This is a genomic window from Paenibacillus glycanilyticus (genome assembly GCF_051200795.1).
Classification (GTDB): domain Bacteria; phylum Bacillota; class Bacilli; order Paenibacillales; family Paenibacillaceae; genus Pristimantibacillus; species Pristimantibacillus glycanilyticus.
In genome coordinates this window covers 4,985,840-5,004,349 of record NZ_CP195155.1, presented here as the reverse complement: position 1 = coordinate 5,004,349, position 18,510 = coordinate 4,985,840, and the positions used below count along the sequence as shown (strand labels likewise).

Here is an 18,510-nt window from a genome sequence, read left to right as displayed (position 1 = left end):
GGCAAGGATTGAACGGTTCTGTTCTAACGGTTTTCCCCTTGCATTCCCTATAATCAATGTTGTAGCCACGCCAATTAAATATACGAAACATAAAGGAGCGAATGAATAATGAGTTTACAAGGAAAAGTCGCAATTGTCACCGGTGCTTCGAGAGGGATCGGACGCCAAATCGCCATTCAGCTCGGCGAAGCCGGCGCGAAAGTCGTTGTTAATTATTCCTCCAACGAAGAGAAAGCAAACGAGGTTGTCCAATTAATCGAGCAAGCGGGCGGGCAAGCTGCTGCCATCCGCGGAAATATCGGCAAGGTCAGCGATGTGGAGGGACTGTTCTCGGAGGCGCTTGAGCGGTTCGGACGCGTGGATATTCTCGTGAATAATGCGGGGATTATGGATCTGGCGCCGATAATGAACGTAACGGAGGAAATGTTCGACCGGCAGTTCATGATCAATGTGAAAGGGACGTATTTCGCCTGCCAGCAAGCGATGAAGCATATGGCAAGCGGCGGGACGATTATTAACTTCTCTACCTCCGTATCCGGCGCGATGCTTCCGACATATAGCGTCTACGCCGCTACTAAAGGGGCTGTTGAACAGTTAACCCGTCAGCTGGCAAAGGAATTTGGCCCAAAAGATATTATCATCAACTGTATTGCGCCTGGTCAGGTATCAACCGAGCTGTTCCTGAACGGCAAATCCGAGGAGCTTGTGGATTCATTCCGCCGCATGAACGCGTTTGGGCGCCTTGGGGAGCCTGACGACATCGCCAATGCTGTTGAACTGCTCGTCAGCGATAAAGCCCGCTGGATTACCGGACAGACGCTTCGCGTGAACGGCGGATTCAACTGATAAAAAATCGCCAGCCTGCTGCTGTTTAGCATTCGGCTGGCGATTTTATTTTTCCACCCGGACACCCGCTGCCCGGAATGCGGCAGCCGTTTCTTCCGGTAGGCCTTTATCGGTTAGGAGAGCCGTCAGCTCGGATAACCTCGCGAACGTACGAAGCGCGCTGTGGCCAAACTTATGATGGTCGGCAACTCCGTAGCATTCCCGGGCTGTTGTCATCAAAGCCTGCTTGAAATCGATCAAGTCGCCGGTATAGACGGACAAGCCATGCTCGAGATGTACGCCGGTGGCGGAAATAAACGCTTTATTAATGTTCAGGTTGCGCACGTAAGCGACCGCTTCCGGACCCGCAAGAACGTTGCGGACGCGGTACCCGCCGGGGACGACGAGCCGGACGTTTTCTTTTCCCGCCAGTTCGCTGATGATGTATACATCGTTGGTAATGACGGTCACCGGCAAATCGTTCAGCCGCCTTGCGATCTCAAGGGTTGTGCTGCCGCCGTCCAGCGCAATAATGTCATTGCTGGAGATAAACCTCATCGCGGTTTCCGCAATGCCGGTTTTCTCGTCGGCATGCTTCGCGAGCGGCTCCTTCACCGGTAGAATGCCGAATTGATCGCTGTTTGCCAGCACGGCGCCGCCATGAACCCGTTTTACCAGGCCTTGTTCCTCCAGCTTCGTCAGATCCTCCCGGATCGTCTTGCCCGTTACGTTCAGCCGCTCGCTGAGCTCCGCAACCGTCACTTCCTTCTGCGTCAGCAGAACCTCCATAATACTCTCGTATCGGCGTAAATGGTTCATTTCATGCTCATCCGTTCTCATTGGTATTGCCATTATTTTAAACTTAGCTTGTCGTCTCGTCCATAGTTACTGAAGGTGTAGTTAGGTTCAAATACAATTTTATTAATGATTATTTCTATTAAATGAACTAAAATAAACATAAATGAACTTTTTGCGGGATAGAGAGGAGTAAACGATACTCATGAACGGACAACAGCAGCGTCAAATAGAGATCATTCAGGCGGCAGCCTTATCGGCACAGAGCTTGCCTATGCTCGCCAGCGGATTATGGTTCCATCACGATATACGGGATAACTTCTATTATGCCTCCTATTTATTTGCGGCAGCGGTGGACGAAGAAATTCAATCCCTATTGAGCAATCCGGCCGACTCGAAAAAGAAAGCGGAAGGCGTGCTTGCACGGGTGCTGCAGCTTCAGCAAAAGGATCCGGATCAGCCGCTGTATGGCCATTTTCCGCTGAATTTGAATCCTTCGCCTGAGCTTGCGAAAGCCCATGAGCTCCCGGTCGAGCTAATGGGCAGCTTAATGGTTTATTTCTATACGCGTTATGGACAACATCTGGGTCCGGAATTGCAGGTGGCCTTCGAGCGTGCGTTCCATTGTATTTATGAAGGAGGCTTTTACAGAAAGCCGCTGCAGCTGTTTCATCACCATGAGGCCAAATATACCGCGGCCAAGATCATATTCGGACAGTTCTATGAAGACCAGGAGCTGCTCGAAGACGGTATCGCTTCCCTGAAGCGCACCATGGAGCGGGTAACGGCCCAAGGAATGCCGGAGTATGGGGCGTTGCCATGGTTCTGGCATTGGGTTCAGGCGTTTACTTGCGCGTGGGAGCTGACGGCGGAGCCGGCGTTAAAGCAGCAGCTTGCCGGGATGCTCGATTATCTGTGGCGGGAGAGAGCGCTCTTTTACCTGAAGGGCGCTTGGGTTGGTGCCCATTCTCGGGGCTGGCCGCATGATGCGCCTGCTGACCGCAACGTCTTGCATGATTATGTGCAATTTGGAGATTTTCCGTTGGGAGATCGTATGCCTCGTACGGAGTACGCGGGCTTCCTCTGCTATCCTGCTCCGGAGGATGCTCTCAGGAGAGCGCTGGAGCGCAACCAGCCCGAGGTGGTCACAAAACAAATGATAAAAATTGATACCGGGGAAGAAATTCCGCTTCATTCGTATGCATATGTGACGAAGGACTATGCGGCCGGCGGCATCTGGGAGCGGGTAAAAGAGTTTGATAACGAGCAAATCCGGTGGATGGTCTCGTTCCCGGTTACGGGAGAGACAGGCGTCAATCAGCTGTATTTCTTCCATCCGGGGGAGGGCTGGAGAGAAGGGGATCCGCGGCATCAAAGCGAGTACGCGGAGGTGCTGTACGACAAAAACCGGATACTGACGTTATTCCCTGTCCCTGAGCATGCCGAGCAGCAAGAGATTATCGGCGTTCTTCCGAAAGGGACTTGGATTAAGCGAGCAGCGGGCCTGTATGGTCAGGTGCAAAATGGTTTTGTTTCTATTCTGCTGCATGGGCATTATACCTTCGAGGAGCTTGAGGACTATAATTTGGTTCGTTTGCAAGGAAAGCCTGCCGCGGTAGCGGTGGAAATATTGGGGCGGGATGAAGCGGAAAAGCTTGCAATCGGCAGCCTGGCTGCGTTCGCCGAGCGGATGGGCGGGGTAGAATTTACCTTGCAGCAAGCATCAAGACTTGGCGGCAAGCTAATCTATACCGGCATCAGCCATCAGGATCTGCTTGAGCTGATTGTCGCAAGTCCGGGGCAATCGGTCGCGAGAATAAACGGGGAAGAGATGAATTATTTCCGTTATTAAATACAAGAGGTGAATGAAGGTCCCTGACGGAGCTTCATTCACCTCTTTTTTGGATCAGCTGGCTAGCCCAGCGGTAACACTCCTCAAGCTGTTCATCGGATGCATGCTCCGAGCGATGCTCGAACATGATTTTTACATCCGGATTCTCGCAGGAGATCATCCGCAAATACCGTTCAATGGGAGCCCAGCCTTCGCTTGGCTGCTGACCGGGAAGGACGGGAATCCGGCTCTGCCTTATTTGTCCGTCAACAATCTGCACATTGGATAAATGAATGGTTGCGGCATACTTGGCATATCGTCGAAGAATGGTCTCGGCATGGAAATAAGGATCAATTCGGTCCTGGATGTACAGCCTTGCGGTATCAAGACAAAGCTTGATGCTGCTATATTCCTCCAGCTTGCGATGCAAATAGTCGTCTTCATAGACATAGCGGTTCAAGGCGTCAAATTCCAAGACAGGCGTAAATCCGTATCTGGTGCCCATAAGGGACAACCATTCAAATAAAGCATCGCTGTACGTCCGAAATTCATCTAAGGAATATTCGCTTTCGAATTCGTATTCCATGCGGCTATCGAATCGCCAGTTAGACCAATCCGCGCGGTCATCCAGAATAACGGGCTTTGGATAATGAAAAAGCACATAGTCAGGCTGCATTCGCGAATGGATGTAAGCAAGCTCTTGCTCCGCTATGGAGTAGGCATCCGATCTTACGTTATCCTCCTTGGCGATAAGCAGCGGATCCCGAAGCGGGGTAATCCCAGCCCGCAGCGGAAAATGAATGCCGATCCGAAAGCCTGCAATATGTGATTCCCGGATCAGATTCTCAATATCCTGCTCGCTCCGGAATAGACAAGCTTCAATGCCGTAAAAATCGTGTTTATAATCCCTGTTATATTTGTTGTAGTCGAAATGTCCATACTGTCCGATAAGGAAAAGATGATTCATGAGTGTGATAGTTCCTTATCTGCCGAAACCCAGTATGAGAAGGAGGAGCGACAAAAGCATCTCCAGAAATGAAGGTTTGTATGACATTGCGGAACATCCTTCCCGATTGTTTCTGGAAGTATTCTCCATCATAAAGCCTAGATCCTTTTGCACATTAGAAAAAAGGCTGACCCGATGGTCAGCCATTAACTTCTTATTATTGTGCCGCAAGCTCGGCGAGTCGCTCCATAACCTTCCGGTTATATAGTCCGCCATGGTAACAGATGATGGTCTGAATATCAAAATCAAGCAGTCCGGCGATGGAAGCTTGGGCAGTTAATGGGTCTAATGTGGTAGCGGGATCAGCTCCATATAGCTCGTCGTCTCTCACCATCAGAGCATCTCCGGCAATTAACGTACGGGAAGGCTTGTGGTAAAGACTGATATGTCCCGGCGTGTGGCCCGGGGTATCAATGACGGTAATTCCTCCGCCTAGCGGAAGAAGCTCGCCGCCACTTACTTCCCGGTCAACATTAGCCTTGGGCGGATTCAGCATCATCCTTTTTAGACCGTTACGGAACGATTCGGGAACGGAGTCCGGCATCCGGTCAACGCTCGCGATAGCTTCGTCCGTGAAACGGATAAGCCTTTTGTTTCCTTGGATGTATGGTTTCTCAAGCGTATGCGCCCATACTTCGATTCCTGCACCGGAGGCTAATTCAGGCAAATTTCCGATATGATCGATATCTTGATGGGTAAGAATAATATGAGTAAGCCTGTCTGGACTGCCGCCCGTGGCTTCAATCGCGGCTTGGAGCTGGGAAAGCTGGGCGGGATAACCCGTATCCAGCAAAATTTGATGCTGATCGTCCCGGATAAGAACCGGATAAACGGTATCGATTGTGCCCATCACAGGGGCGCTTATCGACAGCATGGCAAGTTGGGCTTGCATAAAGGTCACACTCCTCGTACAAAATGAAGGGGACCCGGCCGAGGTCATGTGACTATATTACAGACTCTTGGGAAATGTGTAAATAGTAAAATATTATATTATAACACATAAAAATATTTTTGTCAATACTCTAATTCTGGTTAAGTGGGATGGGCTTTAAGTGTCCTGTCGTTAGAGATTTACGTTGGAATTGGTACAGTAAAACTGAACGATATGGGTCCGTAGTAAGAGCTACATTGGATCGCATACAGGATAATCAACCAAATCAGCGATTGTAAAGCCAAAACGTCCATATTTATTGGATAAAATCCAATGTAAGCAACCAAGTAAGTCATATTTCTTGATTTCATTGGACTGAATCCATTGTAGCTAATTTGCAGCAGCTTGCTATAAGCGACTTGACTTTTCATTTTGTTGTAACTACAATTGTTACAACGACCTGTCAATCAGATCCGGCCAGCAGAGGTTGTTTTTCGGTCTTGTCTCGATCTTGCGCACTTAAACGTCCAGCGGAGTGTTGTTTCGAGTTGAGTGCGACTTTGTACGTTTGTTCCAACCATTGAAAATTTAATTCGAGGAACAAACTACATGGAGCAATCAACCGAAACAACCGTAGCGTCCTTGACTTCTACCCCAGTTGTAACTACAATTGTCACAACAATTATGGCTTTGTGTTCGGTTATGTCTCGGCTTTATGCTTGGTTTAGTGCTCGGTCTTGTGCTCGGTCTTATGCACTTAAACGTCCAGCGGAGTGTTGTTTCGAGTTGAGTGCGACTTTGTACGTTTGTTCCAACCATTGAAAATTTAATCTGAGGAACAAACTACATGGAGCAATCAACCGAAACAACCGGAGCCCAATCAACCGAAACAACCGGAGCCCCATATAAGAAGGTGACAATCATGAAAATCAGCAGCCGCTTCTCCATAGCGGTCCATATTTTATCGCTGCTGGAGATTTCCAAGGACGCTCATAACACTTCCGAATGGATTGCCGGCAGCGTCAACACGAACCCGGTTATTATCCGCCGGCTGTTGGGACAGTTGAAAAAGGCTGGCCTCGTTCAAGTCCGGGCCGGAACAGGCGGTGCGTATCTGACCAAGGAAATGAGCGAGATTACCTTGCTGGATATTTTCCGGGCGGTAGATGTCGTCGAGGAGGGACAGCTTTTTCATATTCACGAAGGGCCGAATCCGGACTGTCCGGTTGGAGCAAGCATTCAGGTTGTGCTGGAGCTCGTGCTGAAGAAGTCGCAGGATGCGATGGAGAGTGTTCTCGCGCAGATCACGCTGGAGGAACTGGTCGCGGATCTGATCAGGACGAATCAGAACAAATAATTTATTTCTTATCAGGAGGTTATTCATATGAAAATTGCAGTTGTAGGTGCCACAGGCAAAGCAGGTCAGTTTATTGTGAAAGAGGCGCTTAGCCGCGGACATGAAGTTACGGCGGTTGTTCGGAACCGTGCCAAGGTAACGGAGGAAGGCGTTCAAGTGATCGAGAAGGAAGTTTTCGATCTGACAACAGCCGATCTGCAAGGCTTTGACGTCGTCGTGAACGCTTTTGGCGCTCCGCTTGGCCAGGAACATCTGCATGTAACTGCCGGCAAAGCTTTGATCGATGCCTTGTCCGGAACGGATACGCGCTTGATCGTAATTGGCGGAGCAGGCAGCTTGTACGTGGACGAAGCCAAGACGGTTCAGCTCTTTAACACGCCTGATTTCCCTGAGATGTTCCTTGCTACGGCGAAGAACCAAGGACAAAACCTTGAAGATCTGAAGCAATCGACTGGTCTGAAATGGACCTTTGTCAGCCCGTCCGCTTTCTTTGATCCGGAAGGCAAGCGTACGGGTTCCTATACACAAGGCAAAGACCATCTGCTTGTGAATTCGAAAGGCCACAGCTATGTCAGCTACGCGGACTTTGCGATTGCCATTGTGGATGAAGCCGAGAATGCCGCGCATGTAAACGAACGTTTTACCGTGTCTTCCGAAAACTAAGCAAACAGAAGAGGCTGCTCCCGTGAAGGGGCAGCCTCTTCCTGCCTATAGACGCGTTCGCTCATCGTCGAGAGGCCTCGATAGAGGCTTTCTCATAGCAGGGCACCGCGTTTTTTTAGATGACGGTATAGCGCGATGGACATAACCGAGCACAACAGGGCGCATGCCCCGATGAACATATAACCCGCTTGCAGGCCGGCAATGAGACCGGCCTTCGGATGAGCCTCTTCCGCAAAGCCGTCCTTGAACAGCTCAATAATAAGCCCGATCAGATAATTCCCCGCAACCGTTGCAATCCCCATTAAAGTCACCGTAAACGTAATAGCCGTATCGCTTTCCTTCGAGTAACGTCTGGCAATGAGGGCCATAACCGTCGGATAGATCGGCGCAATGCCGATGCCGGCTGCCGCAAACAGGAAGGCTCCGGGCTCGCCAAGAATAACAGCCGCTATCGAGCACAGACCGGAGAAGGCCGACAGCACGATGAGCGACATCGTATAGCCGATTTTGTCGGTAACCGGACCTAGAACAAGTCTCGCAAAGGTAAAACAGAGGAAAAAGGCGGACAGCATAGCCGCGGACGTATCGCTGCTCCAGTCATAGGCCTTCTCCAGAAAGTTGACGAGCCAGCTCCCGATGGACATCTCGGATACAACGCCAAGGGAGAGAACGCCCACAAGCAGCCATGCCGCTTTATCCCGTACATATTCCCGCAACGACAGACGCTCGCCTTGTTTCTCTTCCTGCTTCGGTGCTTTGGAAAAGATGGTAGGAATCATCGGCAGCAAAGTCAGCGAAAGCATCAAGCAGTACATTCCGCGCCAGCCAAGCTCGGAGCTTGCGCCGAACAGGTGAATCCCCATTAGATTAGCGGCCAGAAGCGGGGCGACAATCGAACTGAGCCCATAGAAGAAATGAGCCAGATTCATCATCGTGCCGGTATTCCGGGTGAAGATCTGTGCGGCCAGAATCGCAAGGGCGATCTCTAGAAGTCCGTTGCCGATATACATGAAAAAGTAGGACAATACCATCGTGGAATAGCTGATAGAGAAGTACAGGCAGAAGCCGGATACGACCATCGAGCCAAAGGCGATAAGGGTCGTCAGCTTGATGCCGATTTTTTTGACCAGCCAGCCCGTAAAGCTGCAAGCGATCAGATAGCCGAGGGAATTAAGGGCAAGCAGCATGCCGATCTGCGCTTCGTTCAGCGAGAAATCGGCCTGCATGCGCGGGATGGCGGGACCTTTTATATTTTCCGAAAAGCCAAATATGAGAAAGCCGCCAAATACAACGGCCAAGAGCAGCGTGTAGTTGCTGAACAAGGACCGTTTTGACCGTGCTTCTAGTTCGGTTTGCATGTTATCCTCCTGTTTGGCGTCTATTTGAGTCTATGAACAATCTATGAAGTCCGTCTATTAATGTACCATTGATAGGGCCTGGGGGAAATATTTTCAGGAAGGAAATCGGGAGAAAAAAGCGAATATATGTACGGTTACGGGTATCGAAAAAGATAGGTACATGAGTAGCGGAAGGGAATGTTCATAGAGTGAAATTTTTTCATACTGCAGACTGGCATTTAGGCAAGCTTGTGCAGGGTGTATATATGACGGAAGACCAGCGGCATGTGCTGGAGCAATTTGTAAGCGCGGTAGAGCTGGAACGGCCGGATGCCGTTATTATCGCAGGCGATCTGTACGACAGGGCCATCCCGCCGACGGAAGCGGTGGATCTGCTCGACGAGCTGCTGGAGAGGATCGTTGTTGGGCTGGATACGCCTGTGCTCGCGATCTCGGGCAACCATGACAGTCCGGATCGGATTGACTTCGGAACGGCCATGATGGAAAGCCGAGGGCTTCATATCGCCGGAAGATTAAGAACGGAACATAAGCCGGTTGTGCTGAAGGACGCGTTTGGCGAGGTGCATGTGCATCTGGTGCCTTATGCCGACCCGGCTCAAGTACGGATTACTTACGAAGACGAGAATATTCGGACGCATGATGAAGCCATGCGCGCGATCACGGAACGGATTGCTTCGCAAATGGACCCCGCTGCGAGACATATCGTTGTGGGACATGCTTTCGTCACGGCAACGGGCGCAGCGGAGCCTAATACAAGCGACTCGGAACGCCCGCTTTCGATTGGCGGAGCCGAGCATGTGCGGGCGGATTATTTTGCACCGTTCCATTATACCGCTCTTGGGCATCTGCATCAGGCGCATTTTGTCGGCAGCGAAAAAATCCGTTACGCGGGTTCTCCGCTCAAGTATTCGATCTCCGAGGAGCATCACAATAAAGGTTACCTCGTGGTGGAGATGGATGCGGACGGGAACGTGGCGATTGAGAAAAGAGAGCTGAAGCCGCTGCGCGATATGCGGCGGATTGCCGGTCCGATTGAAGAGATCGAGACCCATCCGGTGAACGAGGATTACGTCTTTGTTACGCTGCTGAACGACAACCCCGTCCTGTTCCCGATGGAGAAGGTTCGGGCGGTTTACCCGAATGCTCTCCATGTGGAGCGCAGGATAACGGCCGTTCGCGGCATTGGCGAGGATGGCGATGCCCCGGAGACGGCGGTGCGGAGGAGCGAAGCCGATCCGGTAAGCCTGTTCGAATCCTTTTATCTCGAAGTGAAGGGTGTAGCGCTCGATGAGCCGAAAAAACGGCTGTTCGCCGATACGTTTGGCGGATTGCTGCGAGAGGAGGGGGAAGCAGGGTGAGACCTCTCAAAATTACGATGACGGCCTTTGGCCCGTACCGCGATGCGGAGACCGTGGATTTCAGCGAGCTTGGGGAGCATCGCCTGTTTGTTATTTCGGGCAGTACCGGCGCAGGTAAAACAACGATTTTCGACGCGATCTGCTTTGCCTTATACGGAACCGCAAGCGGCGAGGACCGCTCGGAGCCCCGCATGCTGCGGAGCCACTTCGCCGATGACGAGAAGCATACCGCCGTTGAGCTGGATTTTGCCGTGGGACGCCGGATGTACCGGGTATTCCGTCAGCTTCCCCACCGGAAGGGCACGAACAAAAGCGAGACGGGCGGCAAAGCCGAGCTGTACGAGCTGACAGGCGGCGAAGCCGTACCGGCGGTGGACCGGTTTATGGTCGGCGACGTCAACGCCAAGCTGGAGACGATTATTGGCCTGACGAAGGAGCAGTTCAACCAGATCGTGATGCTGCCGCAGGGCGAATTCCGCAAGCTGCTCACTTCGGACACGGACAATAAAGAAGAGATTTTGCGCCGGATATTCCGGACGGAGCTGTATCAGCGGCTTGAGACGCGCTTCCAGCAGCAGAACCGGGAGCTTGGGGACCAGCTGAAGGAAGCGAAGATCCGCGTGGACCACTTCATGAAGCAGGCGGCGGATAACTTGCCGCGCAGGGAAGACAGCCAGCTTGCGTTGACGCTGGCGCAGGAGCTGTACAATGCGGCGCAGCTATCCGAAGCGCTGGAGCAGGAGATTGGCTATTACCGCCAGCTCATGGCGGAAGGCGAATCGGGCAAGCGCGAGCTGCAGCGGCAGCTTGGCGAGCAGGAAGAGGCGCTGCAAGGCGAGCTGGCGCTGCACGCGCGCTCCGCGGAGCTGGCAAGCGAGCGGGAGAAGCGGGAGCGGCTCGCGGCGCAAAGCGGCGAGCATGCGGAGCGCGAACGCCGGCTGCTGCTCGCGGAGCGCGCGGCGCAGCTGGCGCCGTACGCGGAGCAGGCGGTCCGCGCCGAGCGGGATGCCGCGGCGAAGCAGCAGGCCCGCGACATTCGGCGCCAGGCGGCGGAGGCCGCGAAGGAGGCGCTCGCGGCAGCCGAGGAGCGGCATCGCCGCGAGGAGGAGCGCGGCGCGGAGCGCCAGGCGGCGGAGCGCGAGCTGCACCGCCTCGCGGAGCTGGCGCCGGCGGTGCAGACGCTGGAGGCGCAGCGCGTAGCGGTTGAGCAGCTGGCAACGGCGGAGAAAAGCGGCGCGGCGAAGCTGACGTCGGCGGAGGCGCTCATCGCCGAAGCGAAGGAAGCCAAGCTGACGCTGGCGTCGCAGCTTAAGGCGATTGAAGGCGCGGTCGAGGCGCTGCCGGGCGTTGTTGAGCAAAGAAATCAAGTCCTACAGACAGGCAAATATATTTCCAAGTTAATTGAACTGGAGAAGGAGCTTGTCTCCCATGCATCCGTGATTGATGAGCGGGCATTATCGCTTGCTCAAATCCGCGAGGAGCATGACCGGCTGGAACGCCATTGGATTGAAGGGCAAGCAAGCCTGCTGGCCGCCCATCTTCATGATGGCCAGCCTTGCCCGGTCTGTGGCAGCCAGGAGCATCCGGGCAAAGCCGTTGCGGCGGAAGCCGTGCCGTCCAGGGAGCAGCTCCAGCAGGCGAAGGAGCAGCTGTCCCGTTATGAACGCGAGCTGAACGAAGCGAAGCTCCAGGCGGCGGCAACGCGTTCGAGCTGGGAAGGAAGCGCGGCGGAGCTTGCGGAGTACGGGGCGGAAGCTTCCGGGCTGGCTGAGCAGCAGGCCGAGCTTCGTAAACGCTGGAAGCAGCTGAATGAGGAAGCGGAACGGCTAGGTGCGCAGGCCGAGCAAGGCAAGCAGATGAAGCAGCGGGCGGAAGAGATCGAGCAGAAGCTGGAGCAGCTTCAGCAGGCGAAGGATAAGCTGCAGGCGGAGCAGCAGCGGATTGCGGTCGAGCGCGGCGCCAAGCAGTCGGCGCTCGAGAAGGAGCTTGAGCGCATTCCGGAGGAGCTCCGTTCTCCGAAGGAGATGGAGATGCGGCTTAAGCAGCAGCGCAGTCTTGCGGAGTCTCTTGCCGCAGCTTGGAAAGAGGCGCAGGATGGACTGCTGCGGATGCGCGCGAAGTTTGCCGAAGAGCAGGCTCATGCGGAGCAGACCGAGCAGCAGCATGCCGAAGCCCGGGACAATGCGGCGCTCGCAGCCGCACGGTTCGAGGAGGAGCTTGCGAAGGCGGAGTTTAGCTCCGCGGAAGCATTCCGCGAGGCTCATCTGCCGGATCAGGAGAGACGGGCGCTGAAGGATCAGCTCGAGGCGTATAAGACGGCCGTAGCAGCCGCCGGCAAGCGGATTGAAGAGCTGGAGCAGGAGTTAGCTGGCAAGGAGCAGGCAGACATTGAAGCGCTGAAGACGGCTATTGCCGAGCTGAAAGCTCGGATTGAGGCAGCGGCGAACGCGCTGCAGATTGCTTCCCGGTTCGCCGAGGATGCAGACAAGCTGAAGACGGCTATTGACCAAGCATCGGCTAAGGTTAAGGAGCTGGAAGCAAAGCTTGAGCAGGTGCTGGATCTGTACCAGATGCTTAAAGGCGACAACGCACTCAAAATATCATTCGAACGTTATATTCTTATCGAATATCTGGAACAGATTTTGCATGCCGCAAACGTCCGGCTCCGCCATTTGTCCGGCGGCCAGTTCGTTCTGCAGCGCAGCGACCGGCTTGAGACGCGAGGCAAGCAAAGCGGGCTTGGCCTTGACGTCTACGATGCCTATACCGGCCAGAACCGGGATGTGAAGACGATGTCGGGCGGCGAGAAGTTTAATGCCTCGTTATGCCTTGCGCTTGGCATGACCGATGTCATTCAATCGTTCCAAGGCGGCGTCTCCATCGAGATGATGTTTATTGACGAAGGCTTTGGCTCGCTGGACGAGGATTCGCTTAACAAAGCGATTGAGGCGCTTGTGGATCTGCAGCGTTCAGGCCGGATGATTGGCGTTATCTCCCACGTGCAGGAGCTTAAAGCAGCCTTCCCGGCTACGCTCGAAGTGTACAAGACGAAGGAAGGCTACAGCCGGACATCCATTGCCGTAAGGTGAGTAGGCTTTGCTGATTATTGTAAAATAATGGGTTGACACTTTTGCCGGTCAAGCCGTATATTGAAAAGACATATGCGGCAACGCCATTTCTATTCGAACGGGAAGCACCCTTCGAACCAGCCTTTGGGCTTGGTTTGAGGGGTGCTTTTTTTGTTGTCGGCTGCCGCTATGAATATTGTATAAGGAGGATTTACACGCATGACATTTCGAATGCCGGCTACTGCCTTGCTGTTAGCTCTTCTGCTGTCTGCCATTCTCCCGGCGGCGGTTGCGGAAGCGGCCGTTCATTCCTTATCCGCAACGGCGCAGAAGCAGTTCGACAAGACCAAGGCCGGGCTGCCGTCTGCTGACGCGGCGAAGCTCCAGTCGCTGTATCTAAGCTTTGTCCAGCAGCAGAACGTTATTGGAGAGAAGGATACGCGGATCAAAGCAACTGCCAAAACAAACGATGACAAGGAGTCTGAGACTCGGCAGAAAATCCGGCTGATCGATAAGGCGAAGCTGGATGCGCTGGACAAGAAGGTTACGCAATTAAAGAACAATTACCAGCCTTTGTTTAATCAATACGAAGCTGCCCAAGCGGAGCTGAAGGCGGCGCGGAAGTTCGGCATCAAGGAGCTGACTGCGGCCGTACAGCTGAAGGTGGATCTGCTGGAGATTTCGGTAAAAAGCGCCAAAGAGGAGATTCGCGCCGCGCAAAGCGCGTTAAGCTCGGCCAAAACATCCGCAAACGACAAAATGAAGCGGCTGCGCGGGCAGCTTGACGCCATTAACGAAGAGGAGCGGAAAATCGCCGTAGCAAAGTCCGCGATCAGTCAGCTGAACAAGCAAAAATCGGCGGAGTGGAGCGATTTGCTGTACGCGCTGCGAGGCTATGACGGCAAAACCTCCATTCGTTCGCTTACTACGCTGACCACGGTCGTGAAGCAAATCACGGATCAACAGGCGAGGATAGAGGGCTATGAGAAGAAGATTGCGGATATTAACAAGACCGTTGCTGCCCAGCTGAATTAGGGCGGATATACGAGAAGAGGCTGTTCCCCGGGGAACAGCCTCTTTTGCTGAAGGTAGATTATTTGTTGCTAAATTGTCGATTGCGCGGCAGCGGAGACAAGGCCTATAATGACAAGGCCGGCTGTTCCAAGCACAATCAGGCCGTTCAGCACGATGCCGATAATGGCGAATACTTTGCGGCGGTTTTTCTGAACGGCGCCAACAATGCCGAGGATCAGGCCGATAATGGCTATGCCGATGGATGCGATAATGCATAATCCGGCGATCATAATCGGTACCAAGTCAGACGGAAGCGTGCCCTCGCTTTCCATATTCTCGACTTCATTCAGGAACCCTTGGGCGTCGCCGGTTACGTTGCTCACAAACACGGTAGCGCTGATCACGCATCCAACGACAAGCAATAAAGTAACGAGTGCCAATATGAAGGAAGCGATGCCAAGTCCCGATTGCTTCACAGGTCCATTCTCCCTAACCGGAGCAAATGGATGGGAAGGCCTTGATGCGTACGGATTATCATAAGGCTGCTCGGGATTTGAGGATGAGCCGGTTTGCGGTTCTGGCTGCGAAGGATTGCGCGGTTCTTCCAAGAATGATCGACTCCTTTGTAATAAGTGGATTTCCTTGTAAGATTATACACAAACATGAAAGGGATGAAAACAAGATGTCTAATAAATATTTCGCTTACGGCGCGATAGGCGCTGCATTGGCGGTAGCTCTCGGGGCGTTTGGCGCTCACGGTCTGAAGGATACCTTGTCCGAGGATATGCTGGAGGTCTATGAAACCGGCGTCCGCTATCACATGTATCACGCGATTGGCTTAATGCTGGTGGCTTTGCTGGCAGACCGGATTGGCGACATTAAGCTTGTGAGAGTGGGAGCGCGCCTGCTTATCGCAGGCATTATTTTGTTCAGCGGCAGCCTGTACGTCCTCGCGTTAAGCGACGTTAAAATATTAGGCGCCATCACCCCTCTTGGCGGTGTTGCCTTCCTGGCCGGCTGGGGCTGCATTGCGGCCGCGGCGCTGCGTGCCGGAAAAAAAGCATAGAATAGGCAAGGCCGCTCCCGGATGACTTGGAGCGGCTTTTTTATTGAAATTGTCCGCTCAGTCAAGGACGGCGAAAGCTGGTTGAGTATAAGCCGAAGTATGACTGCTACTTGTCAAATATAGGTCTGTTATACTGCAAGATTCATGCCATAAATGGCGAAATGCTTGGTTTTTCGACATAAAACGCCTTTATTCTACAAGAATTATTTATTGTTTTAGTAAATATTTCTATACCGCACAGACCATATCGTTTATAATGAATCTAACCTTGCTTGACCTGACAAGAGGAAGGAAGTTGGTGCGTGACGAAACGGATGGACGGTTCGCCTAATAGACGGTATCGGGCTTCGCAGCCACAAGTCATGCTGCGGACAGCCGCTCTTGCGATAGCTATTGTGGCTGTGCTTTTCTGTGCAGCAGCCTTGTATAGGAATGCCGACCCCGTGTTGGAATGGACTTCGTCAATAATTGCCGTATTGGCGATTGCGATAACGGCAATCTTGTTTGCCAGGAACGGGCAAATGATCGGATTCCGGAATTTCCATACGCCAATCGTAGAGACACTGCTTCAGTCGGAAGCTGTTCCCTTGGCGATTTTGGATCGGGACGGCGTCATCATGGAGATGAACGTCGCCTCCAGCAATACGTTGGGCTACTTACGCCAGGACCTGCTTGGCAAGCCGCTTGCTCCGCTGTTGGAGCCGGGCAGCCGGAGCAGCCTGCAGGAGATGCTGGAGCATGCGCTTCAAGGAAAATCGGAGCAGCGCAATATTAATATTACGCATCGTTCGGGTTTTCCGCTGGAGCTGCAAATCATCAGTTCTCCCATGCTGAGAGACGACGAGGTGATCGGAACCGTCATCGTCAGCCAGGATTTGAGCGACCGGAAGCGGAATATCGAGCGGATTCGTTACATGGCTTATTACGACGATATGACGGGCCTGCCTAACCGCACCTTATTCCATATTCGGTTGAATGAAAGCCTTGCTTTTGCCAGAGAGCATGACCGGATGATTGGCCTTTGTTATTTGGATTTGGACCGCTTTAAGCTGGTTAACGCCTCGTTTGGACGCGAATTTGGCGACATGCTGCTCTTGCAGGTAGCGGAGCGTCTTACGAGTGCGATTGGCGAGCTGGGAATCGTAGCCCGGATGGAGGGCGATGAATTCGCCTTTCTGCTCCATGATATCGAATCGGAAGAGCAGCTGATCGAATTGTCGCGCGGCTTGCTGCACGCCATTGACGAGCCGTTTGAGCTGAAGGGCTTCCCGCTGCATATAACCGGCAGTCTTGGGGCGGTGACCAGCCTTGTCAAAGAGGATGAAGGCTACTCGCTTCTAAAGAAAGCCGATATAGCCCTGGTCAAGGTGAAGGAGAGCGGCAAAAACGACTGCATGCTCTATTCAGAGAGCTGGAGTAACTCCTCCTTCGAGCGGCTGACGCTTCAGCACGAGATGTACCGCGCCATTCAGCGCAAAGAATTTATTCTGCTCTATCAGCCGCAATACGATCTGGTATCGGGCATGATGGTAGGCGTCGAAGCACTGGTCCGCTGGAGACATCCGGCGAAAGGGATGATTCCGCCGGGTGAATTTATTCCAATCGCGGAAGAGAGCGGAATGATTGTCCAAATCGGCGACTGGGTGCTGGAGGAGGCCTGCCGGCAGAACAAAGAGTGGCAGGATGCCGGCCTTCCGCCGATGCCGGTATCGGTGAATCTCTCGATCCGTCAGTTCGTGCAGCAGGATCTGGCGACCAAAGTAGCTTCGGTGCTGGAGAAGACCGGGTTAAAGCCGGAATATCTCGATCTGGAAATCACCGAATCGATGACGATGGATACCGGCCACGTTTCCCGCTGCCTGCTCGAGCTTACGGATATGGGAGTCGGCATTAGCGTAGACGATTTCGGAACGGGCTACAGCTCCTTCCATTACTTAAAGAACTTCCCGATTGACCGTTTGAAGATCGACCGCTCCTTCGTAAGGGATATTCAACAGGATCCTAGCGACGCGGAGATTGTTGCGGCCATTATCGCCATGGCGCATAACCTGAACATTCAGGTTATTGCCGAGGGCGTCGAGAACGAGGAACAGATGGAGTTTTTACGGAAGCATAACTGCGATGAGATGCAGGGCTATTTCTGGAGTCCTCCGGTGTCAAGCGCTGACATCGAGCAAATGCTTGGAGCGGCCTATATTCAATAATTGTTCTAACGAACAAAGAAGCTGTCCTTTCGTCCGAATACGAGAGGGCAGCTTCTTTTTTTTAATCTTGGAAATCCTCGATCTCATTAAGCCTGAACGTATAGACCTGCTTCTCGTCCACGTGATAGACCGTTATCAGATTACCTTCCTCATCTATGTTTAGAATGCGGCAAGGGATGCTGAGCTTGATTCCAAGTCCTTTGTTCACAATGAGGCGAATTAATTTATTGCTTTTCATAAAAGCCCGGATGGAATCGAGTCCGTTGCCGGATGCAGGAACGGTAGGAGCGACGGAAGCGGCAGAAGCAACGGGAGGTACGGGAGACGAAGCTGCTTGGGCAGCTGACTTCGCGGCCAGAGGCACGGGAACCGGCTGGCTGCCGGGCAATTCCGTTTTTCGTTGATCGATAAGCTGTCCGAGCTGAATTCCGTTAAGTATGCGATAGTCGGCGTAAGCACCTTGGTTAAGCGATTTCAAAAGCTTCTCCAAGGCCGCAGCGTTGCTGTCCCCTTCAACGAGTAATTCAACCTGGAATACGTATGAGTTTGTGCGGGCCGGTTGTGTTGGTTTCATAGTTCCTCCGGACTAATAATTAATATTATCTTTATAAATATATCATCAAAAAGGTTGGACACATAGTCCTAAAAATAAGCAAGTAACCAACACTGCTTTGCAGCTTCTGCATATAATGTTGTTGCGGTTCGAACTGACCTGTCATGGCCTGTAGTGAAGGAGGTGTCCAAAATGATGAGAATGGTTCCCGTACCGCTTGGGGACGGTATTACTGCGCTTGGAGTCGAGGTGAAGCTGCCGAAAACAACCCTGCTCTCCATCTCCACGGATAGAGGTTATATCATGTGCGGAGCTCTGGATGTGGGGCTGCTTAACGATCGGCTGAAAGATAGAGAAATAATCGCGGGTAGAGCAGTTGGCGTAAAGACATTGGAGGAACTGCTTGCGGCGCCTCTTGAATCCGTAACAACTACTGCGGAATCGCTTGGCATCACTGTCGGGATGAATGGCGCAGATGCGCTCCGCTTAATGATATAGCACTCGAGTGCATGAACGAAGAGGCAGCCTCCCGCCCAAGGAG

At 52.9% G+C, this 18,510-nt stretch carries 16 protein-coding genes; 10 read left to right on the top strand and 6 right to left on the bottom strand.

All coding sequences use genetic code 11. The features are described 5' to 3' along the window. The first annotated feature begins 108 nt into the window (after positions 1-108). Positions 109-846, top strand: coding sequence for an SDR family oxidoreductase (locus ACR9FF_RS22685; protein WP_435165049.1), 738 nt, complete (start codon positions 109-111; stop codon positions 844-846). Positions 847-891: 45 nt separating this feature from the next. Here the strand turns inward: ACR9FF_RS22685 and ACR9FF_RS22680 are convergent, their stop codons facing one another. Beyond that, positions 892-1,644, bottom strand: coding sequence for a DeoR/GlpR family DNA-binding transcription regulator (locus ACR9FF_RS22680; RefSeq protein WP_435165046.1), 753 nt, complete (start codon positions 1,642-1,644; stop codon positions 892-894). A gap of 181 nt (positions 1,645-1,825) precedes the next feature. On the opposite strand from ACR9FF_RS22680, the gene ACR9FF_RS22675 reads away from it, so the two are divergent. Further along, the gene (locus ACR9FF_RS22675; RefSeq protein ID WP_435165043.1) at positions 1,826-3,472 is read left to right on the top strand and encodes a hypothetical protein; all 1,647 of its coding nucleotides are present in this window, start codon (positions 1,826-1,828) and stop codon (positions 3,470-3,472) included. A gap of 34 nt (positions 3,473-3,506) precedes the next feature. Here ACR9FF_RS22675 and ACR9FF_RS22670 read toward each other — a convergent pair whose 3' ends face one another. After that, complete coding sequence (locus ACR9FF_RS22670) at positions 3,507-4,418, bottom strand: sugar phosphate isomerase/epimerase (RefSeq protein WP_435165040.1); 912 nt, start codon at positions 4,416-4,418, stop codon at positions 3,507-3,509. Positions 4,419-4,614: 196 nt separating this feature from the next. Beyond that, positions 4,615-5,349 (bottom strand): MBL fold metallo-hydrolase, encoded by a 735-nt coding sequence (locus ACR9FF_RS22665; RefSeq protein ID WP_435165037.1) that lies wholly within the window; start codon positions 5,347-5,349, stop codon positions 4,615-4,617. Between the two features lie 901 nt (positions 5,350-6,250). On the opposite strand from ACR9FF_RS22665, the gene ACR9FF_RS22660 reads away from it, so the two are divergent. Both ACR9FF_RS22660 and ACR9FF_RS22655 read left to right on the top strand, forming a co-directional pair. Beyond that, complete coding sequence (locus tag ACR9FF_RS22660; protein WP_116394308.1) at positions 6,251-6,685, top strand: Rrf2 family transcriptional regulator; 435 nt, start codon at positions 6,251-6,253, stop codon at positions 6,683-6,685. 27 nt (positions 6,686-6,712) lie between these two features. Next, positions 6,713-7,348: an NAD(P)-dependent oxidoreductase gene (locus ACR9FF_RS22655; RefSeq protein ID WP_317981499.1), complete on the top strand. Its 636-nt coding sequence runs from the start codon at positions 6,713-6,715 to the stop codon at positions 7,346-7,348. Positions 7,349-7,440: 92 nt separating this feature from the next. Here ACR9FF_RS22655 and ACR9FF_RS22650 read toward each other — a convergent pair whose 3' ends face one another. Beyond that, positions 7,441-8,706, bottom strand: coding sequence for an MFS transporter (locus ACR9FF_RS22650; protein ID WP_435165034.1), 1,266 nt, complete (start codon positions 8,704-8,706; stop codon positions 7,441-7,443). A 188-nt stretch (positions 8,707-8,894) separates the two neighbouring features. On the opposite strand from ACR9FF_RS22650, the gene ACR9FF_RS22645 reads away from it, so the two are divergent. From ACR9FF_RS22645 to ACR9FF_RS22635, 3 genes are all read left to right on the top strand, one after another. Next, positions 8,895-10,064: an exonuclease SbcCD subunit D gene (locus ACR9FF_RS22645; RefSeq protein WP_435165031.1), complete on the top strand. Its 1,170-nt coding sequence runs from the start codon at positions 8,895-8,897 to the stop codon at positions 10,062-10,064. After that, complete coding sequence (locus ACR9FF_RS22640; RefSeq protein ID WP_435165028.1) at positions 10,061-13,153, top strand: AAA family ATPase; 3,093 nt, start codon at positions 10,061-10,063, stop codon at positions 13,151-13,153. Before ACR9FF_RS22645 ends, ACR9FF_RS22640 begins: the two co-directional genes overlap by 4 nt. A 198-nt stretch (positions 13,154-13,351) precedes the next feature. Next, complete coding sequence (locus tag ACR9FF_RS22635; RefSeq protein WP_435165025.1) at positions 13,352-14,167, top strand: hypothetical protein; 816 nt, start codon at positions 13,352-13,354, stop codon at positions 14,165-14,167. Between the two features lie 68 nt (positions 14,168-14,235). Here the strand turns inward: ACR9FF_RS22635 and ACR9FF_RS22630 are convergent, their stop codons facing one another. Continuing rightward, a complete protein-coding gene (locus ACR9FF_RS22630; RefSeq protein WP_435165022.1) occupies positions 14,236-14,622 on the bottom strand; it encodes a hypothetical protein in 387 nt (128 codons plus the stop codon). A 206-nt stretch (positions 14,623-14,828) separates the two neighbouring features. Between ACR9FF_RS22630 and ACR9FF_RS22625 the strand changes: the two genes are divergently transcribed. Both ACR9FF_RS22625 and ACR9FF_RS22620 read left to right on the top strand, forming a co-directional pair. After that, the gene (locus ACR9FF_RS22625; RefSeq protein WP_435165019.1) at positions 14,829-15,212 is read left to right on the top strand and encodes a DUF423 domain-containing protein; all 384 of its coding nucleotides are present in this window, start codon (positions 14,829-14,831) and stop codon (positions 15,210-15,212) included. 302 nt (positions 15,213-15,514) lie between these two features. Beyond that, complete coding sequence (locus tag ACR9FF_RS22620) at positions 15,515-17,416, top strand: putative bifunctional diguanylate cyclase/phosphodiesterase (protein ID WP_435165016.1); 1,902 nt, start codon at positions 15,515-15,517, stop codon at positions 17,414-17,416. A 61-nt stretch (positions 17,417-17,477) separates the two neighbouring features. Here the strand turns inward: ACR9FF_RS22620 and ACR9FF_RS22615 are convergent, their stop codons facing one another. Next, positions 17,478-17,990, bottom strand: a complete 513-nt coding sequence (locus ACR9FF_RS22615; RefSeq protein ID WP_435165013.1) for a hypothetical protein — start codon at positions 17,988-17,990, stop codon at positions 17,478-17,480. Between the two features lie 171 nt (positions 17,991-18,161). Between ACR9FF_RS22615 and ACR9FF_RS22610 the strand changes: the two genes are divergently transcribed. Beyond that, positions 18,162-18,467 (top strand): YunC family protein, encoded by a 306-nt coding sequence (locus tag ACR9FF_RS22610; protein WP_127495545.1) that lies wholly within the window; start codon positions 18,162-18,164, stop codon positions 18,465-18,467. Positions 18,468-18,510 lie beyond the last annotated feature (43 nt).

Coding starts and splice junctions, on each gene's coding strand:
- ACR9FF_RS22680 (WP_435165046.1), bottom strand. CDS start 1,644: ATGAACCATTTACGCCGATACGAGAGTATTATGGAGGTTCTGCTGACG.
- ACR9FF_RS22685 (WP_435165049.1), top strand. CDS start 109: ATGAGTTTACAAGGAAAAGTCGCAATTGTCACCGGTGCTTCGAGAGGG.
- ACR9FF_RS22665 (WP_435165037.1), bottom strand. CDS start 5,349: ATGCAAGCCCAACTTGCCATGCTGTCGATAAGCGCCCCTGTGATGGGC.
- ACR9FF_RS22635 (WP_435165025.1), top strand. CDS start 13,352: ATGACATTTCGAATGCCGGCTACTGCCTTGCTGTTAGCTCTTCTGCTG.
- ACR9FF_RS22660 (WP_116394308.1), top strand. CDS start 6,251: ATGAAAATCAGCAGCCGCTTCTCCATAGCGGTCCATATTTTATCGCTG.
- ACR9FF_RS22650 (WP_435165034.1), bottom strand. CDS start 8,706: ATGCAAACCGAACTAGAAGCACGGTCAAAACGGTCCTTGTTCAGCAAC.
- ACR9FF_RS22655 (WP_317981499.1), top strand. CDS start 6,713: ATGAAAATTGCAGTTGTAGGTGCCACAGGCAAAGCAGGTCAGTTTATT.
- ACR9FF_RS22615 (WP_435165013.1), bottom strand. CDS start 17,990: ATGAAACCAACACAACCGGCCCGCACAAACTCATACGTATTCCAGGTT.
- ACR9FF_RS22625 (WP_435165019.1), top strand. CDS start 14,829: ATGTCTAATAAATATTTCGCTTACGGCGCGATAGGCGCTGCATTGGCG.
- ACR9FF_RS22675 (WP_435165043.1), top strand. CDS start 1,826: ATGAACGGACAACAGCAGCGTCAAATAGAGATCATTCAGGCGGCAGCC.
- ACR9FF_RS22610 (WP_127495545.1), top strand. CDS start 18,162: ATGATGAGAATGGTTCCCGTACCGCTTGGGGACGGTATTACTGCGCTT.
- ACR9FF_RS22670 (WP_435165040.1), bottom strand. CDS start 4,418: ATGAATCATCTTTTCCTTATCGGACAGTATGGACATTTCGACTACAAC.